The organism is Halorarius halobius (genome assembly GCF_024298865.1).
Taxonomy (GTDB): Archaea; Halobacteriota; Halobacteria; order Halobacteriales; family Haloarculaceae; genus Halorarius; species Halorarius halobius.
Genome location: NZ_CP101161.1, coordinates 2,644,204 through 2,666,468, shown reverse-complemented (window position 1 = coordinate 2,666,468; position 22,265 = coordinate 2,644,204). Strand labels below are relative to the sequence as shown.

Genomic DNA, 22,265 nt, shown 5'->3' with positions numbered 1-22,265 from the left:
CCGTGGGACACGAAGCGATTGGCGGTGAAAAAGGCCTCGCTATCCCTGGGTTTGAAGCCCGTCCGGTCGAAGCATCAACGATTCGGCGAGCGCCGCGACGCCCTCCCCCCGACGGCGGCGCTGGCGGGTCGCGCCCGACTCCGACTCGTAGAGGTCGCGGATACCCGAGACGCCCAGCCGTGCGGCCTCGCGGTCGACCAGTTCGCCCAGTCCGACCGTCTCGTCGTGGTCACGGCCGAGCAGTTCGGCGTCGTGGCCGTGCCGGAGCGCGCGCCACTTGTTCTCGTCCAGGAGTTCGCGGCGGTGGTCGTGGCCCACGCTCCCGCTCCGTGGCCCGTTGCCGGTCGACTCGTACACCGCCCACGGGTCGCTCGCGTCCTCGTACTCCTCGGCGTACGCCTCCACGAGCGCGGCGACGTACTCGACGAACGCGAACACGCGGTCGGGGTCCGCTTGCCCGTCGGGGGTCCGCACCTCGACGGTGCCGTGGCCGGTGTGAGGGCGCACGTCGTACCACAGTTCCCCGCGGTCGTTGATACTTCCCGTCTCGACCATCCGGCGCTCGAAGGCGGCGTACTCCTCGAAACCGGCGAACGAGGTGGGCATCCCCGTGTTCGGGAGCCCTTCGAAAATCTTCGCTCGCGCCGAGGCCAGCCCCGTGTCGTAGCCGTTCCAGTACGGCGAGTTCGCCGACAGCGCCAACATTAGCGGGAGGTGCCACCGGAGTTCGTTCGCTATCCACGTCGCCTTCTCGGCGTCGTCGACGCCGACGTGGACGTGCAGGCCCGCGGTCGTGTTCCGGTGTTGCGGGTACTGGATGCGCTCGAGTTGCGCCCGGTAGCGCGGCTTCTCCGCGTGTTCGAGTTCGCGCCACACCGCCAGTGGATGCAGGCCCGCGCCCGCGATGCTGAATCCCTCGCTGTCCGCGTGTTCGACCAGCGCGGCCCGGACCCGACGGAGCGCGTCGTCGGCCGCCGACAGCGACTCGCAGGTCGGCGTCTGGGTCTCGATGACGCATTTGAACAGTTCGTGGTCGAGGCGGTCCTCGAGCAGGGCGGGTGGGTCGGCGTCGTACACGAGTTCGTCCGTACCCGAGGTGGGGTAGCCCCGCTCGTCGACCACGTAGAACTCCTCCTCGACGCCGAGCGTCCCCATCCGGTCGAACGCGTCGGCCGACCCGAGTTCCATCGCCCGCCAGTCCGACCGCGGAGCCTAAAGGGGTTCCGTTACCGGGAACTCACCCCTCGACGTCCATCTCGTACCCCGGCGGGCCGGCGAGGCTGGCGGGCGTCTCGCCCGCTTCGCGGTAGTCGTGTTCGTACAGGGTGCGCCACGGACCGAAGTCGGTCCGTGCGCCGACCTCGACGTTCGGGAACCCGTCGTGGCGGCCGGTGACGCCGACCGTGCCGTCGGTCGCGACCGACACGTCGAGGTCGTACTGGACGGGCGGGGCCGCCTCCGCGAGGGGGTTCCGGGCCGAACACGACAGCGTGAACGTCACCGGGTCGCCCCACTCGACGCCCTCACAGACCACCTCCGAGATGTCGGCTGTCGCCCGCTCCGTGGAGACGCTCCCGTCCTCGTTCTCGACGCGCTCGACGGACCGACCGGCCCGGGCCTCGTCACGGACATCGCCGTAGGTGAAGTCGACCGCGACGACCTGTTCGACCCGCGAGCGGCCCGTGCCGACGGCCCGGTGGGTGAACCCCCGGCCGTCGCCCCGGAACTGCCCGCCGCGAGGGGAGTCGAGCCACTCGTCGGGGATGAACGTCGCCACGCGGAGCGTCACGATGTCGGCCATGGGCGCGGTCCGCCCGCGTCCCGGAAAACGCTACCGCCGGCGCGCGACGACGCCGAGGTGGTCGTCGTGGAACGGCTCCAGCCGTTCCGTGGCCAGTATCTCGTACGACTCGCGGAGCGTGTCGAGTTCCCGCTCGAACACCTCGCCCGGCGCGGCAACCACGTCCTCGGAGCGGGCCTTGATGGCCGCCAGCAACAGCCCCCTCTCGTCGAGGAACGTCGCGTTCGCGTTCGCCACCCGGGCCTGCCCCCGGGTGGCGACGTCCTGCACCACGACGTCGACGGGTTCGACGACGTGGGCGTACGTCTCCGGCTTCCGGGCGTCCTTCAAGAGGGGAAAGAGGTTCGGGCGAGGTTCGGCGGCGTCCAGCAGGTCGCGGGCCGGCCGGGCCGCGAACTCGACGGCGTACGTCGGCCCCGCGACGTCGGCGACGTGCGAGACGGTCGTGCCCGCGGCGGCACCGAGATACAGCACGGTCTCGTCGCCCGAAAGCCCCGTATCCATCCCTTTCTCGAGCATCGCACCGAGTTTCGACCGGCGGGCGTCCCACGCGCGCCAGCCCTCGTCCGTGGGCTCGCCGTACACCGGCGTTCCGCGGGTAGCGAGCCGCTCGCGGCCGTCGAACGTGCGGCGCTCGACACCGTCGGGCAGGTCACTCATCCGGCTCACCCCGCGCGCGGATGGTCGCCATCCGCTCGTCGAGTTGCCGCTCGATGTCGGGGTTCAACTCCCCCTTGTAGTGGTCGGCGCGGGCCGCGATGGCGAGTTTGCCCGCCAGCGCGCGGGCCGCGCTCCCCCGGTCCTCCTGCCGGGTCCCGTGGACGTACTCGTGGGTGTAGATGACGCCGTGCTTGGGTGAGGGCGCCTGCCCGCGCAGATGCGCGAACAGCGCGTCCTCGGCGCCGAGCACCTGTACCGTCCCGCTGGGTTTCTTCGCCAGCGACTCCAGTCCACCCGCGAGCGCGACGAGTCGGGCCGCGAGCACCGGTCCCGCCAGGTTCGCGAGGTTCGGTGCGACCTCCGGGGCCGTCCGCTCGACGTAGGCGCGCAACTCCTCGGCCTCGTCAGCGAGTCCGACCACCCGCTCCGCGAGCGCGACGACCCGCTCTTCCGTCGAGTCGGCAGGCTCCCGTGTGGCCACCGCTCGAGCGCCCTCGATGCCGGTGCCCACCTCGTCGAACAGGCTCCCGGCCCACTCCTGGAGTCGCTCGGCGAGTTCGTTCGCCGTCCGCTCGCAGTCGTCCATCGCCCGGACGGCGTGAATCAACTGGCGGTCCCCCGCGCGCTCGGCCTCGGTGACGGCCGCCCGCGTCGCGGCCATCGCGGCGTCGTGGAGCGCGTCGTAGTAGTCGCTCTCGTCTGCGGCGAACCCCGACTCGACGGCCCGTGCCGGCCAGTCGTCGGGCGCGTCGGCCCGCCCGTCGCGTATCCGGTCGGCGGCGGCCTCGGTGTCGCCGGGGTCGAGGCCCGCGAACCACGCGTCGTCGTTCATACCCCGGCTTGCGTCGGCCGGGGTGAAAGGCCCCTCGGTCAGCGACACCAGCCGTGAGCGCCTCGCCCCGACGGCCGGCGTCGAGCGCGGAGCCGCCGCGGAACCGGCCCGTCAGGGCGTAGCTTCAAGTGTAATGGACGATAGTCAATGACAACCATGTCGGGAGGGGAACACAAACTCGTGACACAGCGCATCGGTCTCCTGGGTGCCGTCGGCCTCCTGGTGGGGACGGCCGTCGGGATGAGCATCTTCGTCGTGCCGACGCAGATGGCCGCGGCCGCGGGGCCGAGCATCGTCCCGGCGGTGCTTCTGTCCGTCGTCCCGATGGGGCTGGGCGTCCTCCTGCTGTTGCAACTCGGCGGCGCCATCCCCGTGGCGGGCGGCATCTACGTGTACGGGTCGCGGCTCGTCGGCCCCTTTTGGGGGCTCGTCAGCGTCACCGTCCCCGTGCTGGCCGTCTGGTCGTACCTGCTGTTCGCGGCGCTGGGGTTCTCGCAGTACCTGAACGGCATCGTCGGTGGCGCCGTCCCGCAGGTGGCGGCGGTGTGGCTCCTGCTCGGGGGGTTCCTCGCACTCAACTACTTCGGCATCCAGGTGGTCACGAAGGTGCAGTTGGCCGCCGTCGCGGTGCTCGTCTGCGGAATGGCGACGTTCATCGTCGGCGGACTCGCGGCGTTCGACGCGTCGAACGTCACGCCGATGTTCCCCGACCCGCTGTTCGCGGAGGGACTGGGCACGTTCTTCCTCGCGGTCGTCCTGCTGTACATCCCGTTCCAGGGGTTCGGCATGATAATCGAGATCGGCGAGGAGTTGGAGGACCCCGTGCGGAACATCCCCGCGTGCTCGCCATCGGGATGGGGGTCGTGACGGTGCTGACCGTCGGCGTCATCGTCGCGCTCGTCGGCGCGGTCCCGTACCAGGCGACCATCGACCCCGAGACGGGACAGGCGTACGCCGCAGGGCTGGCGGCCGTCGCCGACGGGTTCCTCCCCGGGCCGGCCGTCCTGTTCATCGCCGTCGCCGCGCTCGTCGCGGCCGCGACCACCGTCAACACGCTGTACACCTCCTACTCGCGAACCGTGATGCGGGCCGGCCGCGACCACGTCGTGCCGGGCTTCTTCGCCGAGGTCCACGAGGACCACGACACCCCGTACCGCGCGGTGCTCGCGCTCGGCATCCCGCCCATCCTCGTCGCGCCGTTGGTGCCCGTGGCCGACACGACGCTTCTGTCCCACGTCGACTTCCTCGACTGGCTGGTGGTGGTCGTCGTCACGGGCATCTTCGTCGCGTTCGCGCTCGGCGGCGTCGCGCTGTGGAACCTCCCGAAGGAGTTCCCCGGCCGCTACGACAACTCGCTGTACCGGCTCCCGATGCCGGTGTTGAAGGTGGTCGCCGTCGGCAACGTCGTCGTCTCCGTCGCGTTCAGCCTGCTGGTGGCCGCAAGCGCCCCCTCCGCGCTCGCGCTCGTTCTCGGCGTCGTGGCGCTGACGTACCTGCTCTACCGGTATCGCCTCCGCTCGTACGCCGCGCGAGGCGTCGACCTCAAGCGACGGATGAAACGGCTCCACGACAACGAAGAACTCGGGGCGGCCGACGACTGACCCCCGCGTCAGACGCAGGCGACCGTCGGCCCCTCCGCGACGGCCTCGGGCGACGGAGTGGTCTCGCGGTCACCCTGTGCGCGGAGGAGTCGCCCCTCGGTGAGGAGATACGCGACGTGGTGGGGTGCGCCGTCCCAGTGGACGGTGATAGGGGTCCCGGCGTCGGGCGTCGACTGCTCGATGCCCCCGTTGGTGTAGGAAGTCAGTCTGACCAGATACAGGTCGCCACGCGGCGTGACGTGTTCGAGTTCGACGTGCGTCTCCAGATACTGGGTGCCCGGTTCCAGTCGCTCGTTGTGGAGGTACGCGCGCTCGAACTCGACGACGTAGCTCCCCACCGACCCGATGGAGCGATTCTCCGGCGGGTCGGGCCACGCCCGCGGGGACACCTCCGCGGAGCCGTCGGGTGACGGCGTCGTCGCCGCACAGTCACCTGACGGCGTCGGAATCGACTCGGTCGGCGTGCCCGCGAGCGGGCCGGCCGTACAGCCGGCAAGCAGGACCAGAAGGGCGGCGAACAGCGTTCGCATGGCCGGGACGACGGGACGACGGGAAAAGGGCCTTCAGGAGACTGAAACAGCGGTTTACCCCATCGCCTCGAACGGCTCGTCGCAGTCGTTACAGTAGTGAATCGAGCGACACAGCGACGGCCCTTTCGGATGTTCGCGCTCGGTGTTCGTCCCGCCGCAGTACGGACACGCGGCGGGGCCGTCCTCGTCGGTGTCCGTCGAGGGGTCCGGCCGACCTCTCATATGCTCACCCCGAACTCGCGGAGCGACTCCTTGCCCGCCTCGGTGACGAGGTTGAGGTTCCACTCCGGCGACCAGACGAGTTCCACGTCCGCGGCTTCGACGCCGTCGGCGCGTTCGGCGGCCTCGACGACGTCTTCCTGTAACATCGTCCGGGCCGGACAGCCGGTGTAGGTGAGCGTCATCGTCACCGTCGCGTGGACTCCGGCGGTTTCACCGCCTCCGTGAGGCCTCTCCGAAGCCTCCCTGTCGTCGACGTGGACACCGTAAATCAGGCCGAGGTCGACGATGGAGACGGGCATCTCGGGGTCCTCCACCTCGTACAGTTCCTCCCAGACGCGCTTCTCGACGCCGGCCGCCTCCTCGCCCGTCGCCGGCAGGTCCTCGGGGTCGACCCCGCGCTGGTAGTCGGTGTAGCCGCAGTAGTCGGGGCCGCCGTCGACGGGTTCAGACATCGGCCTCGTCGGGGTCAGCCATCAGTTTCGCCGGTTCGTTGCCCAGCATCTCGTAGGTGTAGGTGAACTGGTCGTAGAGGTTCTGCCAGTCGTCGGTGTGGGTGCCGTCGCGGCCCCGCACGCCGGGCAGGTCGGGGTCCGGCACCGTCAGGCCGAGACCCTCGAGGAACGGCGTCGTGATGGCGAGCCAGTCCTCGCGGAGTTCGTCGAGCGGGGTCGACCGGACCCCCATCTCGACGACGTCGTTCTCGTACTCGGTGGGCGCGAACAGCGTCTGCGCGTGCGGGTACAGGCGGTCGAGCGCCGACTGGAGCCGCTGGACCGGTTCGCTGGAGGCATCCTTGCCTTCTGTCAGGCGTTCCAGCCAGTTCTCGGCGTGGTCACGGTGGTAATGTTCCTCGCCGAGCACCTTCCCGACGCGGTCCGCGATGCGGGGGTAGGCGCTGTCCGCGAGCGCCTCCAGTCGCAGGCGCTCGAAGTGGTCGTAGAGGTAGCCCCGGAGCACGCAGTCGGCCCAGTCGCCGTTCTCGAAGGCGAGTTCGGCCATCGTCGCGTGCCGGAACGCGTCGGGGTCGCGCTCCCAGACGAGTTCGGGTTCCTCGTAGCCGAAGTCCTCCAGCAGGTCGTACCAGAGGCGTGCGTGGCCGTACTCGTCCTGTGCGATGTTGGCGACCGCGAGGTCCGCCTCCAGCGTGGGGCCGCGCACCTGCCAGTCGATGTAGCGCTCGGCCATCACGAACTCGTCGTCCGCCAGACACTCGAGTTCGGCCTCGACGGCCTGGCGTTCCCGTTCCGAGAGGTCGGTCGGGTCCATCTCAGTTCCCCCCCGCGGCCTTGCGTTCGTCCTCGGCTTCCTGCTGTTCGGCCTCGCTCTCCTCTATCTCCTCGGCCATCTCGCCCGTGGAGTAGTTCGTCGCCCAGCGGTACTCTTTCTGGGTGAGACCGCCCATCGCCACGTCGTGTTCGTCGGCGTCGACCGTCTCTATCTCGTCTTTGGGGACGACCCACAGCGAGTTGGCGGGCTTGCGGCGCGCGTGCATCACCTGCGCGAACTGCGTTGCCATCTCGGCGTTGGGCGCGTGGACGTCGCCGACGTGGACGTGGTAGTCCTTCCGCTTCTCCTGGCGGAACACTTCCCAGCGCATGGTCAGTCGGCCGCGGCGCTGGTCGTGCCAACGCCGGGCGAATCGTCCACGATGGCTTCGCGCACCCACTCGACGGCCTCCTGTCGGCGCTTGCGCTTGGATATCTGCTCGGCGCCGGTGGGGTACTCGTTTTGCGACACCTCGCCGAACTCCTCCCAGTCGAGGTCCGACTCCTCGACGTGGTAGCGCTCCTCGTACTCGTCGTACTCGACGCGGGGCGTGTCGGGAATCTCGAGGCCGTACTTCTCGGCCTTCGGGAGGTAGGCGTTCAGGAACGCCGTCCGGAGGTCGTCGTTCGTCATCGTCTTCAGGCCCACCTCCATCGAGAAGCCGCCGTGGACCGACTGGTCGTTTGTGGGGCCGAAGAACTGGAGGATGCGCGGCCACCACTTGTCGAACGCCTCCTGGAGCAGTTCCTGGTCGCGCTTGCTTCCGGTCGCTATCTCTCGGAGGATGTCCTCGCCGTGCTTGATGTGGAACCCCTCCTCGAAACATATCTTGTCGATGGCGTGGGCGTACGGCTCCCAGGAGGTGCGCTTGAGGGTGGCCTGCCGGCGCATCGCCGCGCCGTCGACGAAGAACATTATCATCGGCAGTTCGTACCAGTTCTGGACCGGGTAGTGGAAGCAGTTGAGGAACTTCCCCTCGCCCTCCTCGAGTTCCCGGAGCATCTCCTCTCGCGTCTTGATGCCGAGGTTCTCCGCCGCGCGGTACAGCAGTTGCCCGTGACCGATTTCGTCCTGCACCTGCGCGCTGACGGCGAGTTTGCGGTCGAGGCTCGGCGCCTGCCGGATGAACGGGCGCTCGATGTACGCGCCCATTATCTCGCTGTTGGCGTGGAACTGTATCATCCGGGTTGCGGCCTTCCGGTACTCCTCGGGCATCTCGTCGCCGGGGCCGAACTCCCGGGGGCCCGCCCGCTGTTTGACCTCCTCGATGTCCATATCTGCCGGGTTCGGCGCCAGCCACGTAGCCACTTACCCGCACATGGCGCGGTTTTATATACTAACCCACACAATCGTTCGGCATGATTCCGGAGTGCCTCGTCGTCGAGTTCCGGGTCACCGGCGACGACTGCCCGCTGGCGGACGCCTCCCGCGAGGCGGGCGCAACAGTGGACGCGCGGCCGCCCCTGCGGCGCGCCGACGGAAACACCCTGTTGCGGTTCAGCACCGCCGACCCGGAGGTCGGCCGCGCGCTCGACGCCGACGACCGGGTGCGGTATCTCCACCAGTCGCGTGCAGACGAGCGGTACAACTACCGCTGTCTCTCGAAACACCGGTGTATCGTCAACGACCTGGTCGATGTCGGCTTCCTCGTCGACTCGACCCACTACGACCACGGCACCGAGCGGTACGCGGGCGCAGTAGTGGGTCACGACGTGCTCGATGGGGTGCTGGAGGCCGCTGGCGAGACGGTCGGCGTCTCCATCGAGCGCATCTCGCCGCTCGACGACGGCGAGGACGCGCCGGTAGCGAAGCGGTGGGACCTGACGCCGGCCCAGGAGGAGGCCGTGCGGGCCGCCTTCGAGCTGGGGTACTTCGAGGTGCCACGCGGTGCGACGGCCAGCGAGGTGGCTGGCGAACTCGGCGTCTCGAAGTCGGCGTTCCTGGAGCGCCTGCGCCGGGCCCAGGGCTCGTTGCTCGGGCAGATCATCGCATGAGTCGGCCCCGGACTCCGAGCGCGACTTTATTGTGCAGTGGTACTTACGGGGGGGTAAGCGGAGTAGCAACCAGTGGCAGGCGAAACCGGAGACAACAGTGTCGTCACGGTCGTGGGTGGAACCACGGGCGGGGACGACCCCATCGACGAGCGAGGTGTCGACCTTCATGTGCGACGTGTGGCCACCGTGGACGCAGTCGAGCCAGACGAAACCGACTGTGCAGTCGTCGTGGCCGGCGAGGGCTGGAGACGCGCGGTCGAGACGTTGCGAACGACCGCGCCCGCCCTTCCGGTCGTGGTCACCGGCGAGGCGGACCCGGTCGTCGGCGCCGCGGCGTCGCGTCTCGGCGTCGAGTACGCGCCGCGCGAGGCGCTCGATGCCACCGGGGAGACGCTGGCGTCGCGGGTCCGCGAGACGCTGGACCGTGGTCCCGCGTCCGCGGACGGCGGCACCGTGGAGGCCGGCGAAGGCGACCACGAGCGACTCAGGACCCGGGTCGCCCGGGACCCGTGGTTCGAGACGGTGTTCCAGCACGGCACGTCGTTCGTCGCCCTGCTCGCTCCCGACGGGACGCTCGTGCGGGCGAACGACCGGGGCCTCGACGCCGCCACCGAGTCGGCCGACGACCTCTACGGCCGGCCGTTCTGGGAGGTGTCGTGGTGGGCGCGCGACGACGCCGTCGCCACGCGCATCCGCGACGGCGCGACCCGCGCGAGCGACGGCGAGCGAGTGTCGTTCCGGACCGACTACTTCGTCGGCGACCAGCGGCGGAGCGCGGAGATGATGTTCACCCCCGTCGTCGACGACGGCGACGTCGTCGGCGTCGTCGCGTCCGGCCACGACGTGACCGAGGTCGAGCGCAACGAGGACGCGCTTCGTGACCTCCACCGCGTCTCGACGGACGCCGACGGCGCGTTCGCCGGCGTCGTCGACGAACTGCTGGCGGTCGGCTGTGAGTATCTCGACCTCGACATCGGCTTCCTCTCGTTCATCGAGGAGTCGGCCGACCGGTTCGAGGTCGTCACCGCACGCGGCGACCACCCCGACATCCGCGACGGCACCGTCGCCTCGCTGTCGACCACCTACTGCCGGCGCACTATCGATTCCGACGGTCTGCTTGCGGTGACCGACGCGCGCAACGACCCCGGGTGGCGGGACGACCCCGCCGTCGAGAAGTACGACCTTGGGTGTTACGTCGGCGGGAAGATACTCGTCGACGGCGACCTCGTGGGAACGCTGTGTTTCGCCGACGGCGCGGCACGGGACCGGTCGTTCTCCGAGGTAGAGGCGTCGTTCGTCGAACTGCTCGTCGAGCGGGTCACCCACGAACTGGAACGCGAGGAGCGCGAGACGGAACTCCAGGCGGCCCGCGACCGGTTGGACACGGTGCTTTCACGCATCGACGACGGCTTCTTGGCGCTCGACACCGACTGGGAGTTCACGTACCTCAACGACGGTGGTTACGAGGTCATCGACCGGGCGGCTGGGGGCGCGCCGCCGGAAGACGAACTCCCCGGGCAGAACATATGGGACGTGATTCCCGACGCCGCCGGAACCGGGTTCGAGGAGAACTACCGGCGCGCGATGGCGACTCAAGAGCCCGTGAGTTTCGAGGAACACTACGAGCCGCTCGACCGCTGGTTCGGCGTCAACGCCTACCCCTCCGAGGAGGGGTTGTCGGTGTTCTTCCAGGACATCACCGAACGGAAGCACCACGAGCGGGCGCTCAACGCCCTGCTGTCGACCACGCGGAAGCTGATGAGCGCGAACGACCGCGGGGAGATAGCCGCGGTTGCCTGTGACGCGGCCAGCGACGTGCTCGACCTGGAGTACGCGCTCGTTCGGCTGTACGACGCCGAGCGTGACCTGCTCGTGCCGGCCGCGCGGAGCGACGCCGTCGCGGCCGAGATGGACGAGCGGCCGGAGTACGCCCCCGGCGAGGGACTGCCCGGTCGGGTGTTCGAACGCGGCGAGATGCAGACCTACGAGGGCGACGAACCGGTGTTGCCCGGCGACCCCGGCGACCTGTCGACGGTTCACTGCTTCCCGCTCGGCGACGAGGGGACGCTCACCGTCGCGAGCAAGAAGCCCTCCGCGTTCGACCACGACCGACGGACGCTCGCGTCCCTTCTGGCCGCGAACGCGGAGGAGGCGCTCGACCGCGCGCGCCGCGAGGAGCGTCTCCAGCAGTACCGTGCCATCCACGAGAACGTCCGGGAGATGGTGTTCGTCCTCGACGCGGACAACGAGGTCCAACTGGTGACGGAGCCGCTCGCGGACGTGCTCGGGGTCGAGCCCGAGGCCGTGGGTGGCGCCTACGGCGGCGAGTTCATCGCGTCAGAGGACGTGGCGCTCGGTGAGCGACTCATCGGCGAACTCGCGGAGGAGGAGGCCGACGCGAGCCGCGCGTTCGAGACGAGACTCCTGACACCGGACGGTGAACTCCCCGTCGAAATCGAGTTCTCGAAGTTGTCCGGCGAGCAGTTCGAGGGTACCGTCGGTGTCGTCCGCGACCGGACGGAGGTCGAGACGGAGCGGGCGCGGTTCACCAGCCTGTTCGACCGCTCGCCCGACGCCATCACCGACACGGTGCTCACCGACGACGGGCCGATACTCCGGGACGTGAACCCGAGTTTCGAGGAGACGTTCGGCGTCGACCGCGAGCAGGCGGTCGGTCGCTCGACGAACGACCTCATCGTCCCCGACGGGGAAAGCGAGAGCGCCGAACACCTCGACGAACTCGACCCGGAGGCGCTGACCGTCCCCACGGAGGTGGTCCGCGAGACGGCCACCGGAACCGGGACGTTCCTGTTCCGTGGCGTCCACTACGGGGACACGGAGAGGGGGCCGCGCGCGTTCGGCATCTACACCGACATCAGCGACCGGAAACTGAACGAGCGACGCATCGGCCTGCTGAACCGGGTGTTGCGCCACAATCTCCGGAACTCGGGGACGGTCGTCGAGGGGTATCTCGACCTGCTGGCCGAGGAAGTGTCCGGCACCGCGAGCGAGCACGTCGAGCGGGCACGGGATGCCGCCGACCGCATCCTCGACATCGCCGAGCAGGTCAGGGACATCGAGCGCACCTTCGAGCGCGACCAGCGGGAGCGACACCCGAGCCCCCTGATACCGCTGGTCGAGAACGCCGTCGCGGACGTGCGCGAGGACAACTCGGACGCCACGTTCCACGTCGACGTGCCGGACGTGCGAGTCGTGGACGACGACCTGCTGGAGAAGGCGGTGGGCGAACTGGTCGAGAACGCGGCCATCCACGCGGGTGGGAGCCCGGTGGTGTCGGTGACAGGGAGCGTCGAGGGCGGCGCCGTCCACCTCCGGGTGACCGACGACGGCCCCGGCATCCCACGGCGCGAGCGCCGCGTCATCACCGGCGACGTGGACATAAGCCAACTCGACCACAGCCGAGGGCTCGGCCTCTGGCTGGCGTGGTACGCCACCGACTCCATCGGCGGGTCGCTGACGTTCGACGAGGACCACGACGGCGGCGCCGTCGTGCTGGAGCTACCGCTCGCCTAGAGGCCGAGGAACTCCTCGGCGTTCTCCCACAGCAGTTTCCGCTGAACCGACTCGTCGAACCCCAGCTCGGCGAACTGTTCGAGCCATGGTTCCGGCTCTATCATCGGGTAGTCGGTGCCGAACATCACCTTGTCCTGCAGAATCGTCCGCGCGTAGTGGAGCACCTGGTCGTCGATGTAGTTGGGCATCCACCCCGAGAGGTCCATGTAGACGTTCCCCTTCTGCTGACAGATGGCCAGTTGCTCCTTCTCCCACGGGAAGGCGGGATGGGCAAGCAGGATGTCCATCCCCGGATGCTCGGCGGCCACGTCGTCGACGAGCATCGGGTTGCCGTACTTCACCTTCAGGCCGCGACCGCCGGGCGTGCCCGCCCCGAGCGTGGAGTTGCCGCCGTGGAACACCACCGGCACGTCGAGGTCCTCGATGGTGTTCCAGAGGTGGCGGTGCTGGGGGTCCGAGGGGTCGAACCCCTGGGCTATCTGCTGGAACTTGAACCCCGAGAGGTCGAGGTCCTCCACACAGCGGATGGCTTCCTGCACGCAGTCGTCCTTCAGGGGGTCGACGCTCCCGAACGCGACGAAGAAGTCGTCGTACTCATCGCGCACCTCCGCGACGTAGTCGTTCGGCACCGGCGGGTTCCCCGTGTTCGTCTCGGCGTCCCACCCCAGCAGGATGGCTCTGCCGACGCCGGCCTCGCGGTAGTCGGCGACCATCTCGTCGTACGAGCCGGGCTCCATCTCCGCGCCGAACTTGTCGGCGGCGTCCTGCATCATCTGCCCGCCCGCGTCCTCGAGGAACTCCTCGGTCGGCTGGTGGGCGTGCGTGTCTATCGCGCGCGCCTCACCGTCGAGTACGTCTATCACGCTCCGGCGTTCTCGCCCGGGTGGCAAAAATTGCGGCGGTCCGCTACCGGTGGGTGAGATGGAGGTCGACGTTCGTCGGCAGACTGTCGAGCGCGGGCGTCAGCGACCAGACGCTCGTGTAGATGAGTTCCTCGGCGGTCCCCAGTTCCTCGTCGTCGAGGCCGGTGTCCCGCGGCTCGACGGTCACCTCGGCGTGGAGCGTGTCGCCCTGGACGCGAACCTCGCCGGCCGGCGTCAGCATGAGCGACATCGGCGCGTCGGGAATCGAGCGCAACTGCATCACGAGATGGAACACGTCGCCGCCGTCGTTGCGGAGCGTGTCCGCGAGGCTGTCGTCCGTCGCCTCGGTGACGAGGTTCGGCGACTCGTCGCCGACGACCGTGGCGTACACCCGGTCGTTCCCGCCCGGCTGGAGGCCGTTGGCTATCTGGAGCGGGTCGGCCGGATGGACGACGCCCGTCCCCGACTCGGCTCGAACGTCGGGAGCGGAGAGGGCGGAACAGCCGGCGAGCGCGACGGTCGCGGGGAGGGCGGCGAGCAGGGACCTTCTGCGCATGTTTTGACTTGTTGGAACGGGAGAATAAGCCTTCCCGTCGCTACTCGTCGTAGCTCCGCTTCTTGAACATGAACTTCATGTCCCCCTCGAACACGCTCTCGCCGTCCTGGTTGGTCGTGACGGCGTCGATGACGACGATGCCCGCGTCGTCCCGGGAGTCGAGGTCGCGCTTCTCGGTCACCTCGAACTCCGCGGAGATGGTGTCGCCCACGAACACGGGGTTCTGGAGGTCCATGTAGTTCATGCCGAGGAACGCGATGACCCGGCGCTCGACGAACCCACATCGGTGGACGAACCCCGTCGTGAGCACGAACGTGAACGGCCCGTGGCCGATGCGCGCGCCGTACGGGCCGTCCTCGGCGTACTCGTCGTTGGTGTGTATCTCCTCCCAGTCGCCCGACACCGCCGAGTACATCTCCAGGGCGGCGCTCGTCACGGTGCGCCCGGCGCTCTCGAACGTCTGTCCGACCTCCAACTCCTCGAAGTAGTGCGGTTCGTAGGTGACCGGCATACGCCCCGCACGTCTCCGGGGACGGTGATAAATATTGCCGCGACCCGTCTTCGACGGTCGGGGTCCCCGCTCCCGTCGCTCGCCTGCGGTGCTCTCTTTCTTTCGCGTTCCGACCGGCTACCGGTGGTCGAACACGCGCTGGACCTTCCCCGTCGCCTGCCGCTCGATGCCGTCGGGCGGGACGACGGTCACGTCGTCGGGCGAGACGTCCAGCGTCGAGTCGAGCGCCTCGCGGACGCGCCGCTCCACGTCGTCGGTGTCGGCCCCTTCGCGGCGCTCGACGGTGAGTTCCAGCGTGTCGAGTCGGCCCTCGCGGCGGATGTCGATGCGGTACTGCGGCGCGACCCCCTCCAGGTCGAGGACGACCGACTCTATCTGGCTCGGGTAGACGTTGATGCCGCGGACGACGAGCAGGTCGTCGGTGCGCCCGCGGACGTTGCCCATCCGGGCGTGGGTCCGCCCGCAGTCGCAGGGGTCGCGGGTGAGCGTCGTGATGTCGCCCGTCCGGTACCGGAGAACCGGGAGCGCGTCCTTCGACAGCGTCGTCAACACCAGTTCGCCGCGCTCGCCTTCCTCGACCGGGTCGCCCGTCTCGGGGTCGACCACCTCCGGCAGGAAGCGGTCCTCCCAGACGTGGAGGCCGTCCTGTACCTCCGCGCACTCGATGGAGACGCCGGGACCGATGATTTCGGAGAGCCCGTAGATGTCGACCGCGGTGACCCCCAACTCGCGTTCTATCTCCTCGCGCATCGGCTCCGTGAACGGCTCCGCGCCGATGATTACGGTCTCCAGCGGCAACTCGCGTACGTCGACGCCCATCTCGCGGGCCGTCTCAGCGAGATACAGCGCGTAGGAGGGCGTGCAGGTCAGCACGTCGGATTCGAGGTCGCGCAGGAACTCAATCTGCCGGGCCGTGTCGCCGCCACCGATGGGGATGACGCCCGCGCCGAGTTCCTCCGTGCCGGCCTGGATGCCGAGCCCACCCGTGAACAACCCGTAGCCGTAGGCGTTCTGCACCATGTCGTCGGCGGAGACGCCCGCCGCCGTGAGCGAGCGGGCCATCACTTCGCGCCACACCTGCACGTCGTCGTCGGTGTACGCGACGACCTTCGGCTTGCCCGTCGTGCCCGAGGAGGCGTGGATGCGCTCGACGTCGGCGTGGTCGACGGCGAACAGGCCGTCGGGGTACTCCTCGCGGAAGTCCTCCTTCGTCGTGAACGGCAACTCGCGCACGTCGTCGGGCGAGTCGACGTCCGCGGGCGCGACGCCCGCCTCGTCGAGGCGCTCCCGGTAGAACGGGACGTTCTCGTAGGCGTTCTCGACGGCGTCGCGGAGGCGCTCGGCCTGCAGGTCGCGGAGGTCGCCGCGGGGCGCGGTCTCGATGTCGTCGTAGGGCACGCCGCAAACCTTGCCGGCAACTCACAAAGAGGTTCGCCCCGTCAGTCCTCGGCGTCGTCGTCCGCCCCGGCCGCCTCGGTCACCTTCCCCAGGCGTAGGTCACGCTCCCGTGCGGCGGAATCGCGGGCCGCGGAGTCGCCGTACCCGCCGCCGCCGGGCGTTCGGAGGGAGACCACGTCCCCCGCGTCGAGTTCGTGCGTCGACTTCCCCGGCACGCGGTCGCCGTTCACGCGCGTCTCGCCCGTCGCGCCGTCCTCGCCCCCCTCGATGCCGTAGGGGGCGTAACGCTGGCGGTCAGCGAGCACCGAGCAGGTGCAGTCGGTCCGGACTTCGATGTCCCGGCGGAGGCCGAGGCCGCCCCGGAACTCGCCGTCGCCGCCGGTGTCCGGCCGGAGTGCGTACGCGCGGACCCGGAGCGGGTACGCGGTTTCGAGCACCTCGACCGGCGTGTTGAGCGTGTTCGTCATGTGGACCTGCACGCCGTCCATGCCGTCGGCGCCCGCGCGGCCGCCGAAGCCCCCGCCCTGCGTCTCGTAGAACGTGAACGGCGTCCCACCGCCGTTTCCGTCCCCTCTTGCCGGCGTCCCACCGCCGTTTCCGTCCCCTCTTGCCGGCGTCCCACCGCCGTTTCCGTCCCCTCCTGCCGGCGTCCCACCGCCGTTCACGTCCGTCCCGTCACGGGGGTCCGTCCCGCCGAACGTGACGTTGTTCATCGTCCCCTGACCCGCGGCCGCGGCCCGCTCGGGAACTGCCCGCGCGAACGCGCCGAGCACGGCGTCGGTGACCCGCTGGGAGGTTTCGAGGTTGCCGCCGACGACGGGCGCGGGCGGGTCGGGGTCGACGAGGCTCCCGCCCGGCAACGAGAGGTCGATGGGCGCGTACGCGCCGGCGTTCGGCGGGATGTCGGGGTCGGTGACGGCCCGCACTGCGAAGTACGTCGCGCTGGCGGTCACCGCGGGCGGGGCGTTCAGCGGCCCCGCGGTCTGGTCAGCGGTGTCCGCGAAATCGACGGCGAGGTCGTCGCCGTCAACGGTGACGGTGACGACTATCGGGAGGTCCGCGTTGCCCCGGCCGTCGTCGTCGAGGTAGTCCTCGAAGCGGTAGCTACCGTCCGGCAGGTCGTCGATTTCGGCGCGCATCCGCCGCTCGCTGTACGCCCGCAGTTCGTCGAGGGCATCGGCCAGCGACTCGTTCCCCCGGTCGTCGACGAGTTCGCGGAACCGACGCGCGCCGACCTCGTTGGCGGCCGCCTGTGCCCGGAGGTCACCCCGGCGCTCGTCGGGCGTACGGACGTTGGCGAACAGCACGTCGCGGACGGCCTCGTTCGGGGCTCCCGACTCGCGTATCTTGACCGGGGGAATCCGCAGGCCCTCCTGGTACAGGTCCGTCGAGTCAGCCGCGACAGAGCCGGCCGTCGCCCCGCCAACGTCGGCGTGGTGTGCGCGGTTGGCGACGAGTGCGACGAGGTCGCCGTCGTGGAATACGGGTTCGACGAGCGTCAGGTCGGGAAGATGTGCGCCGCCGTGGTACGGGTCGTTGAGCAGGACGGCGTCGCCCGGAGCGAGGGAGTCGGCGGGGAAGCGGTCGAGCGCCGCCTCGACGGAGAACGGCATCGCGCCGAGGTGGACCGGGATGTTCTCGGCCTGCGCGACCATCCGGCCCTCGGGGTCGAACAGCGCACACGAGCAGTCGCGTCGCTCCTTGATGTTCGGGGAGCGCGCCGTCCGCACCAGCGTCGCGTTCATCTCCTCACAGACGGCCGCCGCGGCGTTCTCCACGACCGACAGCGTGACGGGGTCGGTCACGCACTCACCTCCAGACGGATGTTGCCGTCGGCGTCGACACGTGCGGCGTCGTCGGGTCGCACGACGACCGTGCTCTCGGCGCCCTCGACGATGGCGGGACCGTCGAACGCGGTGCCGGTGGGAAGCGCCTCCCGGTCGTAGACTGCGGCGTCGTGCGTCCGGTCGTCGAACCGCACATCGCGGGTCTCGCGCCGGGCGTCGGCGAGCGTGCTACCGGGGTCGACGGGCGCGATGTCGGGAGGGTCGACGACGCGTCGTGCCCGCACGCGGACGGTGACGAGTTCGAGGCTCTCGTCGGGTGCGGCGTAGCCGTACCGGCGCTCGTGGCGCTCGTGGAACCGCTCGGGGACGGCCGCGATGTCGTCGGCCGGCACGCGCACGTCGAACGACTGGCCGACGTAGCGGACATCGACGGTGTGGTCGACCCGCACCTCGCCGTCGCCGTCGCCGAGTCGCTCCCGGGCGTCGGCTTCGAGGTCGGCGAACGTCTCGCCGAGGGCGTCGGGGTCCACGTCGCTCCACGGCCGGACCCGGGACGCCGACTCGTCGGCCACCACGTCGGAGACGAGCAGGCCCAGCGCCGAGAGCACGCCCGCAGTCCGGGGGACCAGTACCTCCCGCATCCCCACCTCCTCGGCGAGTGCCGCGGCGTGGAGCGGGCCGGCACCGCCGAACGCGACGAGGCCGAACTCCCGGGGGTCGTGGCCCCGCTCGACCGTGACGACACGGAGCGCACCCGCCATGTTCGCGTTCGCGACCCGGAGGACGCCCGCGGCGGCGTCCTCGATGCCCTCGCCGAGCGCACCGGCGAGCGGTTCGAACGCCTCACGAGCGAGCGTGGCGTCGCCCTCGGGCAGGAACGCCCCGGGGTCGATGCGTCCGAGGACGGCGTGGGCGTCGGTCACCGTCGGCCGCGTTCCGCCGCGGCCGTAGCAGGCCGGGCCGGGGTCGGCGCCTGCGGATTCGGGGCCGACCTGCAGGGCGTCACCGGCGTCGAGCGACGCTATCGACCCGCCGCCCGCTCCGACGGTGTGGACGTCGACCGTCGGCACGCCGACGGGGTAGTCGCCCACCGTCACGTCCGTCGCCACCACTGGGTCGCCGTCGCGAACGAGCGACACGTCACAGGAGGTGCCGCCCATGTCCATCGTGACGAGGTCCGCGAGGCCGGCGCGCTCCGCGACGTGGGCCGCACCCTGCACGCCCGCGGCCGGCCCCGACAGCAGGGTCGTCACCGGCCGCTCGCGGGCCTCGCGGGCGGTCATCACGCCGCCGTTCGACCCCATCACGCGAAGGGGTGCCGTCACGCCTCGCTCCCGGAGGCCGTCGTCGAGGCGGCCGACGTAGCGGCCGACGGGCGGCGCGAGCGCGGCGTTCAGGGCGGTCGTGAGCGTCCGCTCGTACTCGCGTATCTCGGGAAGGACCTCCGAGGAAACGGAGACGTGAGCGTCCAGTTCCGCGGCGAGCAGGTCGCGAACGCGCCGTTCGTGTGCGGGGTTCTCGTAGGCAAAGAGGAGGGCGACGGCGACGCCGTCGGCGTCGATGCGGTCCGCGAGGTCGCGGACCGCGCTCTCGTCGAGCGGGTCGAGCACCTCGCCACGTTCGTCGAGTCGTTCGGGGACCTCGTAACGCCGGTCCCGCTCCACCACCGGACGGGGTTTCTCCTGGTGGAGGTCGTACAGGTCGGGGCGGGCTTGCCGGCCGATTTCGAGCGCGTCCCGGAACCCCTCGGTCGTGACCAGCGCCGTCTCGGCCCAGTCGCGTTCCAGCACCGCGTTCGTCGCGTGGGTCGTCCCGTGGCCGAAGTAGGTAACCGCCTCCGGGTCGGCGTCGCTCGCGTCGACGCCAGCGAGGACGCCCTCCTCGGGGGCGTCGGGCGTCGAAGCCACCTTCTCGACGGTCACGCGGCCGTCCCGGACCGCTACCACGTCGGTGAAGGTTCCGCCGACATCGACGCCGAGGCGCGTGTCGTCCATGGACGCGGGTCGGCCGGCACGGCCATAAGTCCACGCCGGCCGGGGTTACTTTGTGCCGGGCTTCCTCGGGGGAGGCATGCAGACGAGACACCGACTACGGGGGGGCCGGGCGTGACCGACGCCTACCTCGTCGGCGCGGGCCAGTCCGACTACGGCTCGTTCCCCGAGGAGTCGTACCGCTCGCTGTTCCGAACGGCGTTCGAGGACTGCGTGTCGAGCGTCCCCGACGGGATGGACCCCGACCGCATCGACGAAGCCGTCGTCGGCACGCTCGGCGTCGGTGGCCGCCAGCTCGGGCTGTCGGGGCCGGCCGTCACCGAACACGTCGGCCTCCACGGCGTCCCCGTCACGCGCGTCGAGAACGCCTGCGCCGCCTCGGGCTACGCCGTCCGCCAGGCCGTCCAGGCGGTGAAGTCGGGGATGGCCGACGTGGTGCTCGCGGGCGGCGTCGAGGTGATGACCGACGCCTCGGGCGACGCCGTCCGCTACTGGCTGGGCGTCTCCGGCGAGACGGAGTGGGAACGCCTCTCCGGAACGACGTTCGCGGGCGTCTACGCGCAGATGGCCTCCGCGCACATGCGGGAACACGGAACGACGGCCGAGCAGCTATCCCACGTCGCGGTGAAGAACCACGCCAACGGCGCCGACAACCCCCACGCACAACTCGGCTTCGAGTGCTCGCTCGACGACGCGATGTCGGCGCCCACCGTCGCGGACCCGCTCACGCTGTACCACTGCTGTCCGACGACGGACGGCGCCGCGGCGGCGCTGATAGTCAGCGAAGACGTCGTCGGGGAGTTCACCGACGACCCGATTCGAGTCGCCGGGGTCGGGGCCGCGTCGGACCGCGTGGGGCTGTTCCAGCGCGACACGTACGCGGGCGTGCCGGCCGCCCGCCGCGCGGCGGACGGCGCCTACGGGATGGCCGACCACAGCCCCGACGACCTCGATTTCGCGGAGGTCCACGACTGCTTCGCCATCGCGGAACTGATGGCTTACGAGGACCTGGGCCTCTGTGAGCGCGGCGAGGCCGGGCCGTTCATCGAGTCGGGTGCGACCCGCCCGGACGGCGAGATACCCGTCAACACCTCCGGCGGCCTGAAGTCGAAGGGCCATCCCATCGGCGCGACCGGTGCCGGGCAGGTGGTCGAGGCGTTCGAGCAACTGTCCGGGCAGGCTGGCGACCGACAACTCGACGACCCGCGGGTCGGCCTCACCCACAACGTCGGCGGGAGCGGCGGTGCGGCGGTCGTCCACCTGTTCGAGCGGGAAAAGGAGGTGATGGGATGACCGACGCCGGCATCCACGCGGTCGGCGCGTACGCCCCCGACCACCGGATTTCCGCCGACGAAATCGCGGACGCGTGGGGGCGGTTCGAAGCGTCGGGCATCGAGACGACCGCGGTGCCGGACGCCGACGAAGACGCCGTGACGATGGCGTGGGCCGCGGCGACCCGGGCGCTGGAGGCGGCCGGTAGCGACGGACCGGACCTCGATTTTCTCGCCGTCGCCACCACCACGCCGCCGCTGGAGGAGGAGGACCTGACCGCGCGCCTCGGCTCCCTGCTGGGCGTCCCCGAAGACGCGACCCGTCACGTCGTCACCGGGAGCACGCGCGCCGGGACCCGGGCGCTGGCGCTGGCGCTCGATGCCGCACCCGAGCGCGGTCTCGTCGTGGCCAGCGACTGCCCGCGGGGCGAACCTCACGACGCGCGCGGCCACGCCGCCGGCGCGGGGGCCGCCGCCTTCCTCGTCGGTCCGGACGCGCCCGTCGCCGTCGTCGACCGCGCGGAACACGCCCAGGCGTACCCCGGCACCCGGTTCCGCGAGCGCGGGAGCGACACCCTCGACGGCATCGACGCCGGCACCTACGACCGGAACGCGTTCGTCGACCCGCTCGCGGCCGCGGCCGACCGGGTCGACGCGGGCGAGGTGGATGCGGCCGCGGTCCAGATGCCCGACGGGAAACTGCCGTACCGTGCGGCGTCGGCGCTCGGCGTCGACACCGACGCCGTCGCGGCCCCCGAGACGGTGTCGACTCTCGGTGACACCGGGGCGGCGTCCGTGCCGCTCGGGATGGCGAAGGCACTCGATGCCGGCGCCGACCGCCTGCTGGCCGCCGCGTGGGGGTCGGGTGCCGGCGCGGACGCGCTCGTGCTCGAGCGCGGGGGCGAGGTCCCTACGGCGCTCGCGCTCGACGGAGCGGAGTCGGTGAACTACGGCGAGTACCTGCGCCTTCGGGGCGAAATCACGGCCGAGGAGCCGGACGGCGGCGGCGCGTACGTGTCGGTGCCGACGTGGCACCGGTCGCTCCCCCAGCGCCACCGCCTCGTCGCCGGCCGGTGTCCCGACTGCGGGGCCTACACATTCCCGCCGGAAGGTGCCTGCCGTGGCTGTGACTCGCTCGTCGAGTACGAGGAAGTGGCGCTTCCGGGCACCGGGACGGTCGAGGCCCACACGGAGATAGGGAAGGGCGGCGCACCGCCGGAGTTCGCTGAACTCCAGTCGCGGGCCGGCGGGTTCGGCGTCGCCATCGTCGCGTTCGACACGCCCGACGACGAGACGGCGACGGCACCCGCGATGGTGGTGGGCGAGGCGTCGGTCGGCGACCGGGTGAAAGCGGTCCAGCGGCGACTCTACACCCAGGAGAGCGTGACGCGCTACGGGTTCAAGGTCCGCGCCGTGGAGTGACCCCACGGCGAACCCTTACGTATCCA

20 protein-coding genes and 1 pseudogene are annotated in these 22,265 nt (G+C 70.4%); 5 read left to right on the top strand and 16 right to left on the bottom strand.

The annotated features are described in order from the left end of the window. Positions 1-39: 39 nt before the first annotated feature. The 4 genes from NL112_RS14265 to NL112_RS14250 are packed head-to-tail and all read right to left on the bottom strand — an operon-like array spanning position 40 to position 3,293. A complete protein-coding gene (locus tag NL112_RS14265; RefSeq protein ID WP_255149516.1) occupies positions 40-1,188 on the bottom strand; it encodes a glutamate--cysteine ligase in 1,149 nt (382 codons plus the stop codon). A gap of 49 nt (positions 1,189-1,237) precedes the next feature. Beyond that, positions 1,238-1,801: a DUF3238 domain-containing protein gene (locus tag NL112_RS14260; RefSeq protein WP_255149515.1), complete on the bottom strand. Its 564-nt coding sequence runs from the start codon at positions 1,799-1,801 to the stop codon at positions 1,238-1,240. A 30-nt stretch (positions 1,802-1,831) separates the two neighbouring features. Further along, positions 1,832-2,461: a fibrillarin-like rRNA/tRNA 2'-O-methyltransferase gene (locus tag NL112_RS14255; RefSeq protein WP_255149514.1), complete on the bottom strand. Its 630-nt coding sequence runs from the start codon at positions 2,459-2,461 to the stop codon at positions 1,832-1,834. Further along, the gene (locus NL112_RS14250; protein WP_255149513.1) at positions 2,454-3,293 is read right to left on the bottom strand and encodes an NOP5/NOP56 family protein; all 840 of its coding nucleotides are present in this window, start codon (positions 3,291-3,293) and stop codon (positions 2,454-2,456) included. The genes NL112_RS14255 and NL112_RS14250 overlap by 8 nt, the downstream gene beginning before the upstream one ends. Before the next feature lie 147 nt (positions 3,294-3,440). Between NL112_RS14250 and NL112_RS22910 the strand changes: the two are divergent. Next, positions 3,441-4,894, top strand: a pseudogene (locus NL112_RS22910) (APC family permease). Positions 4,895-4,902: 8 nt separating this feature from the next. On the opposite strand, the gene NL112_RS14235 reads toward NL112_RS22910, so the two are convergent. Genes NL112_RS14235 through paaA form a run of 6 tightly spaced genes read right to left on the bottom strand, consistent with a single transcriptional unit; the run spans position 4,903 to position 8,187 of the window. After that, positions 4,903-5,424: a hypothetical protein gene (locus tag NL112_RS14235; protein ID WP_255149510.1), complete on the bottom strand. Its 522-nt coding sequence runs from the start codon at positions 5,422-5,424 to the stop codon at positions 4,903-4,905. 54 nt (positions 5,425-5,478) lie between these two features. Then, positions 5,479-5,646, bottom strand: coding sequence for a 1,2-phenylacetyl-CoA epoxidase subunit PaaE (gene paaE, locus NL112_RS14230; protein WP_255149509.1), 168 nt, complete (start codon positions 5,644-5,646; stop codon positions 5,479-5,481). Next, positions 5,643-6,098, bottom strand: a complete 456-nt coding sequence (locus NL112_RS14225) for a metal-sulfur cluster assembly factor (protein ID WP_255149508.1) — start codon at positions 6,096-6,098, stop codon at positions 5,643-5,645. Before NL112_RS14225 ends, paaE begins: the two co-directional genes overlap by 4 nt. Continuing rightward, entirely contained in the window at positions 6,091-6,912 is an 822-nt protein-coding gene (gene paaC, locus NL112_RS14220) for a 1,2-phenylacetyl-CoA epoxidase subunit PaaC (protein ID WP_255149507.1), read from the bottom strand. Before paaC ends, NL112_RS14225 begins: the two co-directional genes overlap by 8 nt. 1 nt (position 6,913) lies before the next feature. Then, positions 6,914-7,243 carry a phenylacetic acid degradation protein PaaB gene (locus NL112_RS14215; protein ID WP_255149506.1) on the bottom strand — a complete coding sequence of 110 codons (330 nt, stop codon included), beginning with the start codon at positions 7,241-7,243 and terminating at the stop codon, positions 6,914-6,916. A gap of 2 nt (positions 7,244-7,245) precedes the next feature. Continuing rightward, positions 7,246-8,187, bottom strand: a complete 942-nt coding sequence (gene paaA / locus NL112_RS14210) for a 1,2-phenylacetyl-CoA epoxidase subunit PaaA (RefSeq protein WP_255149505.1) — start codon at positions 8,185-8,187, stop codon at positions 7,246-7,248. An 83-nt stretch (positions 8,188-8,270) separates the two neighbouring features. On the opposite strand from paaA, the gene NL112_RS14205 reads away from it, so the two are divergent. Continuing rightward, positions 8,271-8,906 (top strand): helix-turn-helix domain-containing protein, encoded by a 636-nt coding sequence (locus NL112_RS14205; protein ID WP_255149504.1) that lies wholly within the window; start codon positions 8,271-8,273, stop codon positions 8,904-8,906. A gap of 186 nt (positions 8,907-9,092) precedes the next feature. After that, complete coding sequence (locus NL112_RS14200; protein ID WP_255149503.1) at positions 9,093-12,440, top strand: PAS domain-containing protein; 3,348 nt, start codon at positions 9,093-9,095, stop codon at positions 12,438-12,440. On the opposite strand, the gene NL112_RS14195 is transcribed toward NL112_RS14200, so the two are convergent. The 6 genes from NL112_RS14195 to NL112_RS14170 all read right to left on the bottom strand — a co-directional run bounded on the left by NL112_RS14195 (position 12,437) and on the right by NL112_RS14170 (position 19,549). Then, a complete protein-coding gene (locus tag NL112_RS14195) occupies positions 12,437-13,303 on the bottom strand; it encodes an amidohydrolase family protein (protein WP_255149502.1) in 867 nt (288 codons plus the stop codon). The genes NL112_RS14200 and NL112_RS14195 overlap by 4 nt on opposite strands. A 43-nt stretch (positions 13,304-13,346) precedes the next feature. Then, positions 13,347-13,859: a hypothetical protein gene (locus tag NL112_RS14190; RefSeq protein WP_255149501.1), complete on the bottom strand. Its 513-nt coding sequence runs from the start codon at positions 13,857-13,859 to the stop codon at positions 13,347-13,349. 40 nt (positions 13,860-13,899) lie between these two features. Further along, positions 13,900-14,370 carry a MaoC/PaaZ C-terminal domain-containing protein gene (locus NL112_RS14185; protein WP_255149500.1) on the bottom strand — a complete coding sequence of 157 codons (471 nt, stop codon included), beginning with the start codon at positions 14,368-14,370 and terminating at the stop codon, positions 13,900-13,902. A gap of 117 nt (positions 14,371-14,487) precedes the next feature. Continuing rightward, a complete protein-coding gene (paaK, locus tag NL112_RS14180; RefSeq protein ID WP_255149499.1) occupies positions 14,488-15,768 on the bottom strand; it encodes a phenylacetate--CoA ligase PaaK in 1,281 nt (426 codons plus the stop codon). A gap of 41 nt (positions 15,769-15,809) precedes the next feature. Next, the gene (locus NL112_RS14175) at positions 15,810-17,573 is read right to left on the bottom strand and encodes a hydantoinase B/oxoprolinase family protein (RefSeq protein ID WP_255149498.1); all 1,764 of its coding nucleotides are present in this window, start codon (positions 17,571-17,573) and stop codon (positions 15,810-15,812) included. Next, complete coding sequence (locus tag NL112_RS14170) at positions 17,570-19,549, bottom strand: hydantoinase/oxoprolinase family protein (protein ID WP_255149497.1); 1,980 nt, start codon at positions 19,547-19,549, stop codon at positions 17,570-17,572. The genes NL112_RS14175 and NL112_RS14170 overlap by 4 nt, the downstream gene beginning before the upstream one ends. Before the next feature lie 111 nt (positions 19,550-19,660). Between NL112_RS14170 and NL112_RS14165 the strand changes: the two genes are divergently transcribed. Both NL112_RS14165 and NL112_RS14160 read left to right on the top strand, forming a co-directional pair. Next, positions 19,661-20,839, top strand: coding sequence for a thiolase domain-containing protein (locus tag NL112_RS14165; protein WP_255149496.1), 1,179 nt, complete (start codon positions 19,661-19,663; stop codon positions 20,837-20,839). After that, entirely contained in the window at positions 20,836-22,239 is a 1,404-nt protein-coding gene (locus NL112_RS14160; protein ID WP_255149495.1) for a zinc ribbon domain-containing protein, read from the top strand. The genes NL112_RS14165 and NL112_RS14160 overlap by 4 nt, the downstream gene beginning before the upstream one ends. The last annotated feature ends 26 nt before the right edge of the window (positions 22,240-22,265 follow it).

Excerpts from the sequence above, each read along its gene's own strand:
- NL112_RS14265 (WP_255149516.1), bottom strand. The coding sequence starts at position 1,188 with ATGGAACTCGGGTCGGCCGACGCGTTCGACCGGATGGGGACGCTCGGC.
- NL112_RS14260 (WP_255149515.1), bottom strand. The coding sequence starts at position 1,801 with ATGGCCGACATCGTGACGCTCCGCGTGGCGACGTTCATCCCCGACGAG.
- NL112_RS14255 (WP_255149514.1), bottom strand. The coding sequence starts at position 2,461 with ATGAGTGACCTGCCCGACGGTGTCGAGCGCCGCACGTTCGACGGCCGC.
- NL112_RS14250 (WP_255149513.1), bottom strand. The coding sequence starts at position 3,293 with ATGAACGACGACGCGTGGTTCGCGGGCCTCGACCCCGGCGACACCGAG.
- NL112_RS14235 (WP_255149510.1), bottom strand. The coding sequence starts at position 5,424 with ATGCGAACGCTGTTCGCCGCCCTTCTGGTCCTGCTTGCCGGCTGTACG.
- paaE (WP_255149509.1), bottom strand. The coding sequence starts at position 5,646 with ATGAGAGGTCGGCCGGACCCCTCGACGGACACCGACGAGGACGGCCCC.
- NL112_RS14225 (WP_255149508.1), bottom strand. The coding sequence starts at position 6,098 with ATGTCTGAACCCGTCGACGGCGGCCCCGACTACTGCGGCTACACCGAC.
- paaC (WP_255149507.1), bottom strand. The coding sequence starts at position 6,912 with ATGGACCCGACCGACCTCTCGGAACGGGAACGCCAGGCCGTCGAGGCC.
- NL112_RS14215 (WP_255149506.1), bottom strand. The coding sequence starts at position 7,243 with ATGCGCTGGGAAGTGTTCCGCCAGGAGAAGCGGAAGGACTACCACGTC.
- paaA (WP_255149505.1), bottom strand. The coding sequence starts at position 8,187 with ATGGACATCGAGGAGGTCAAACAGCGGGCGGGCCCCCGGGAGTTCGGC.
- NL112_RS14205 (WP_255149504.1), top strand. The coding sequence starts at position 8,271 with ATGATTCCGGAGTGCCTCGTCGTCGAGTTCCGGGTCACCGGCGACGAC.
- NL112_RS14190 (WP_255149501.1), bottom strand. The coding sequence starts at position 13,859 with ATGCGCAGAAGGTCCCTGCTCGCCGCCCTCCCCGCGACCGTCGCGCTC.
- NL112_RS14185 (WP_255149500.1), bottom strand. The coding sequence starts at position 14,370 with ATGCCGGTCACCTACGAACCGCACTACTTCGAGGAGTTGGAGGTCGGA.
- NL112_RS14170 (WP_255149497.1), bottom strand. The coding sequence starts at position 19,549 with ATGGACGACACGCGCCTCGGCGTCGATGTCGGCGGAACCTTCACCGAC.
- NL112_RS14160 (WP_255149495.1), top strand. The coding sequence starts at position 20,836 with ATGACCGACGCCGGCATCCACGCGGTCGGCGCGTACGCCCCCGACCAC.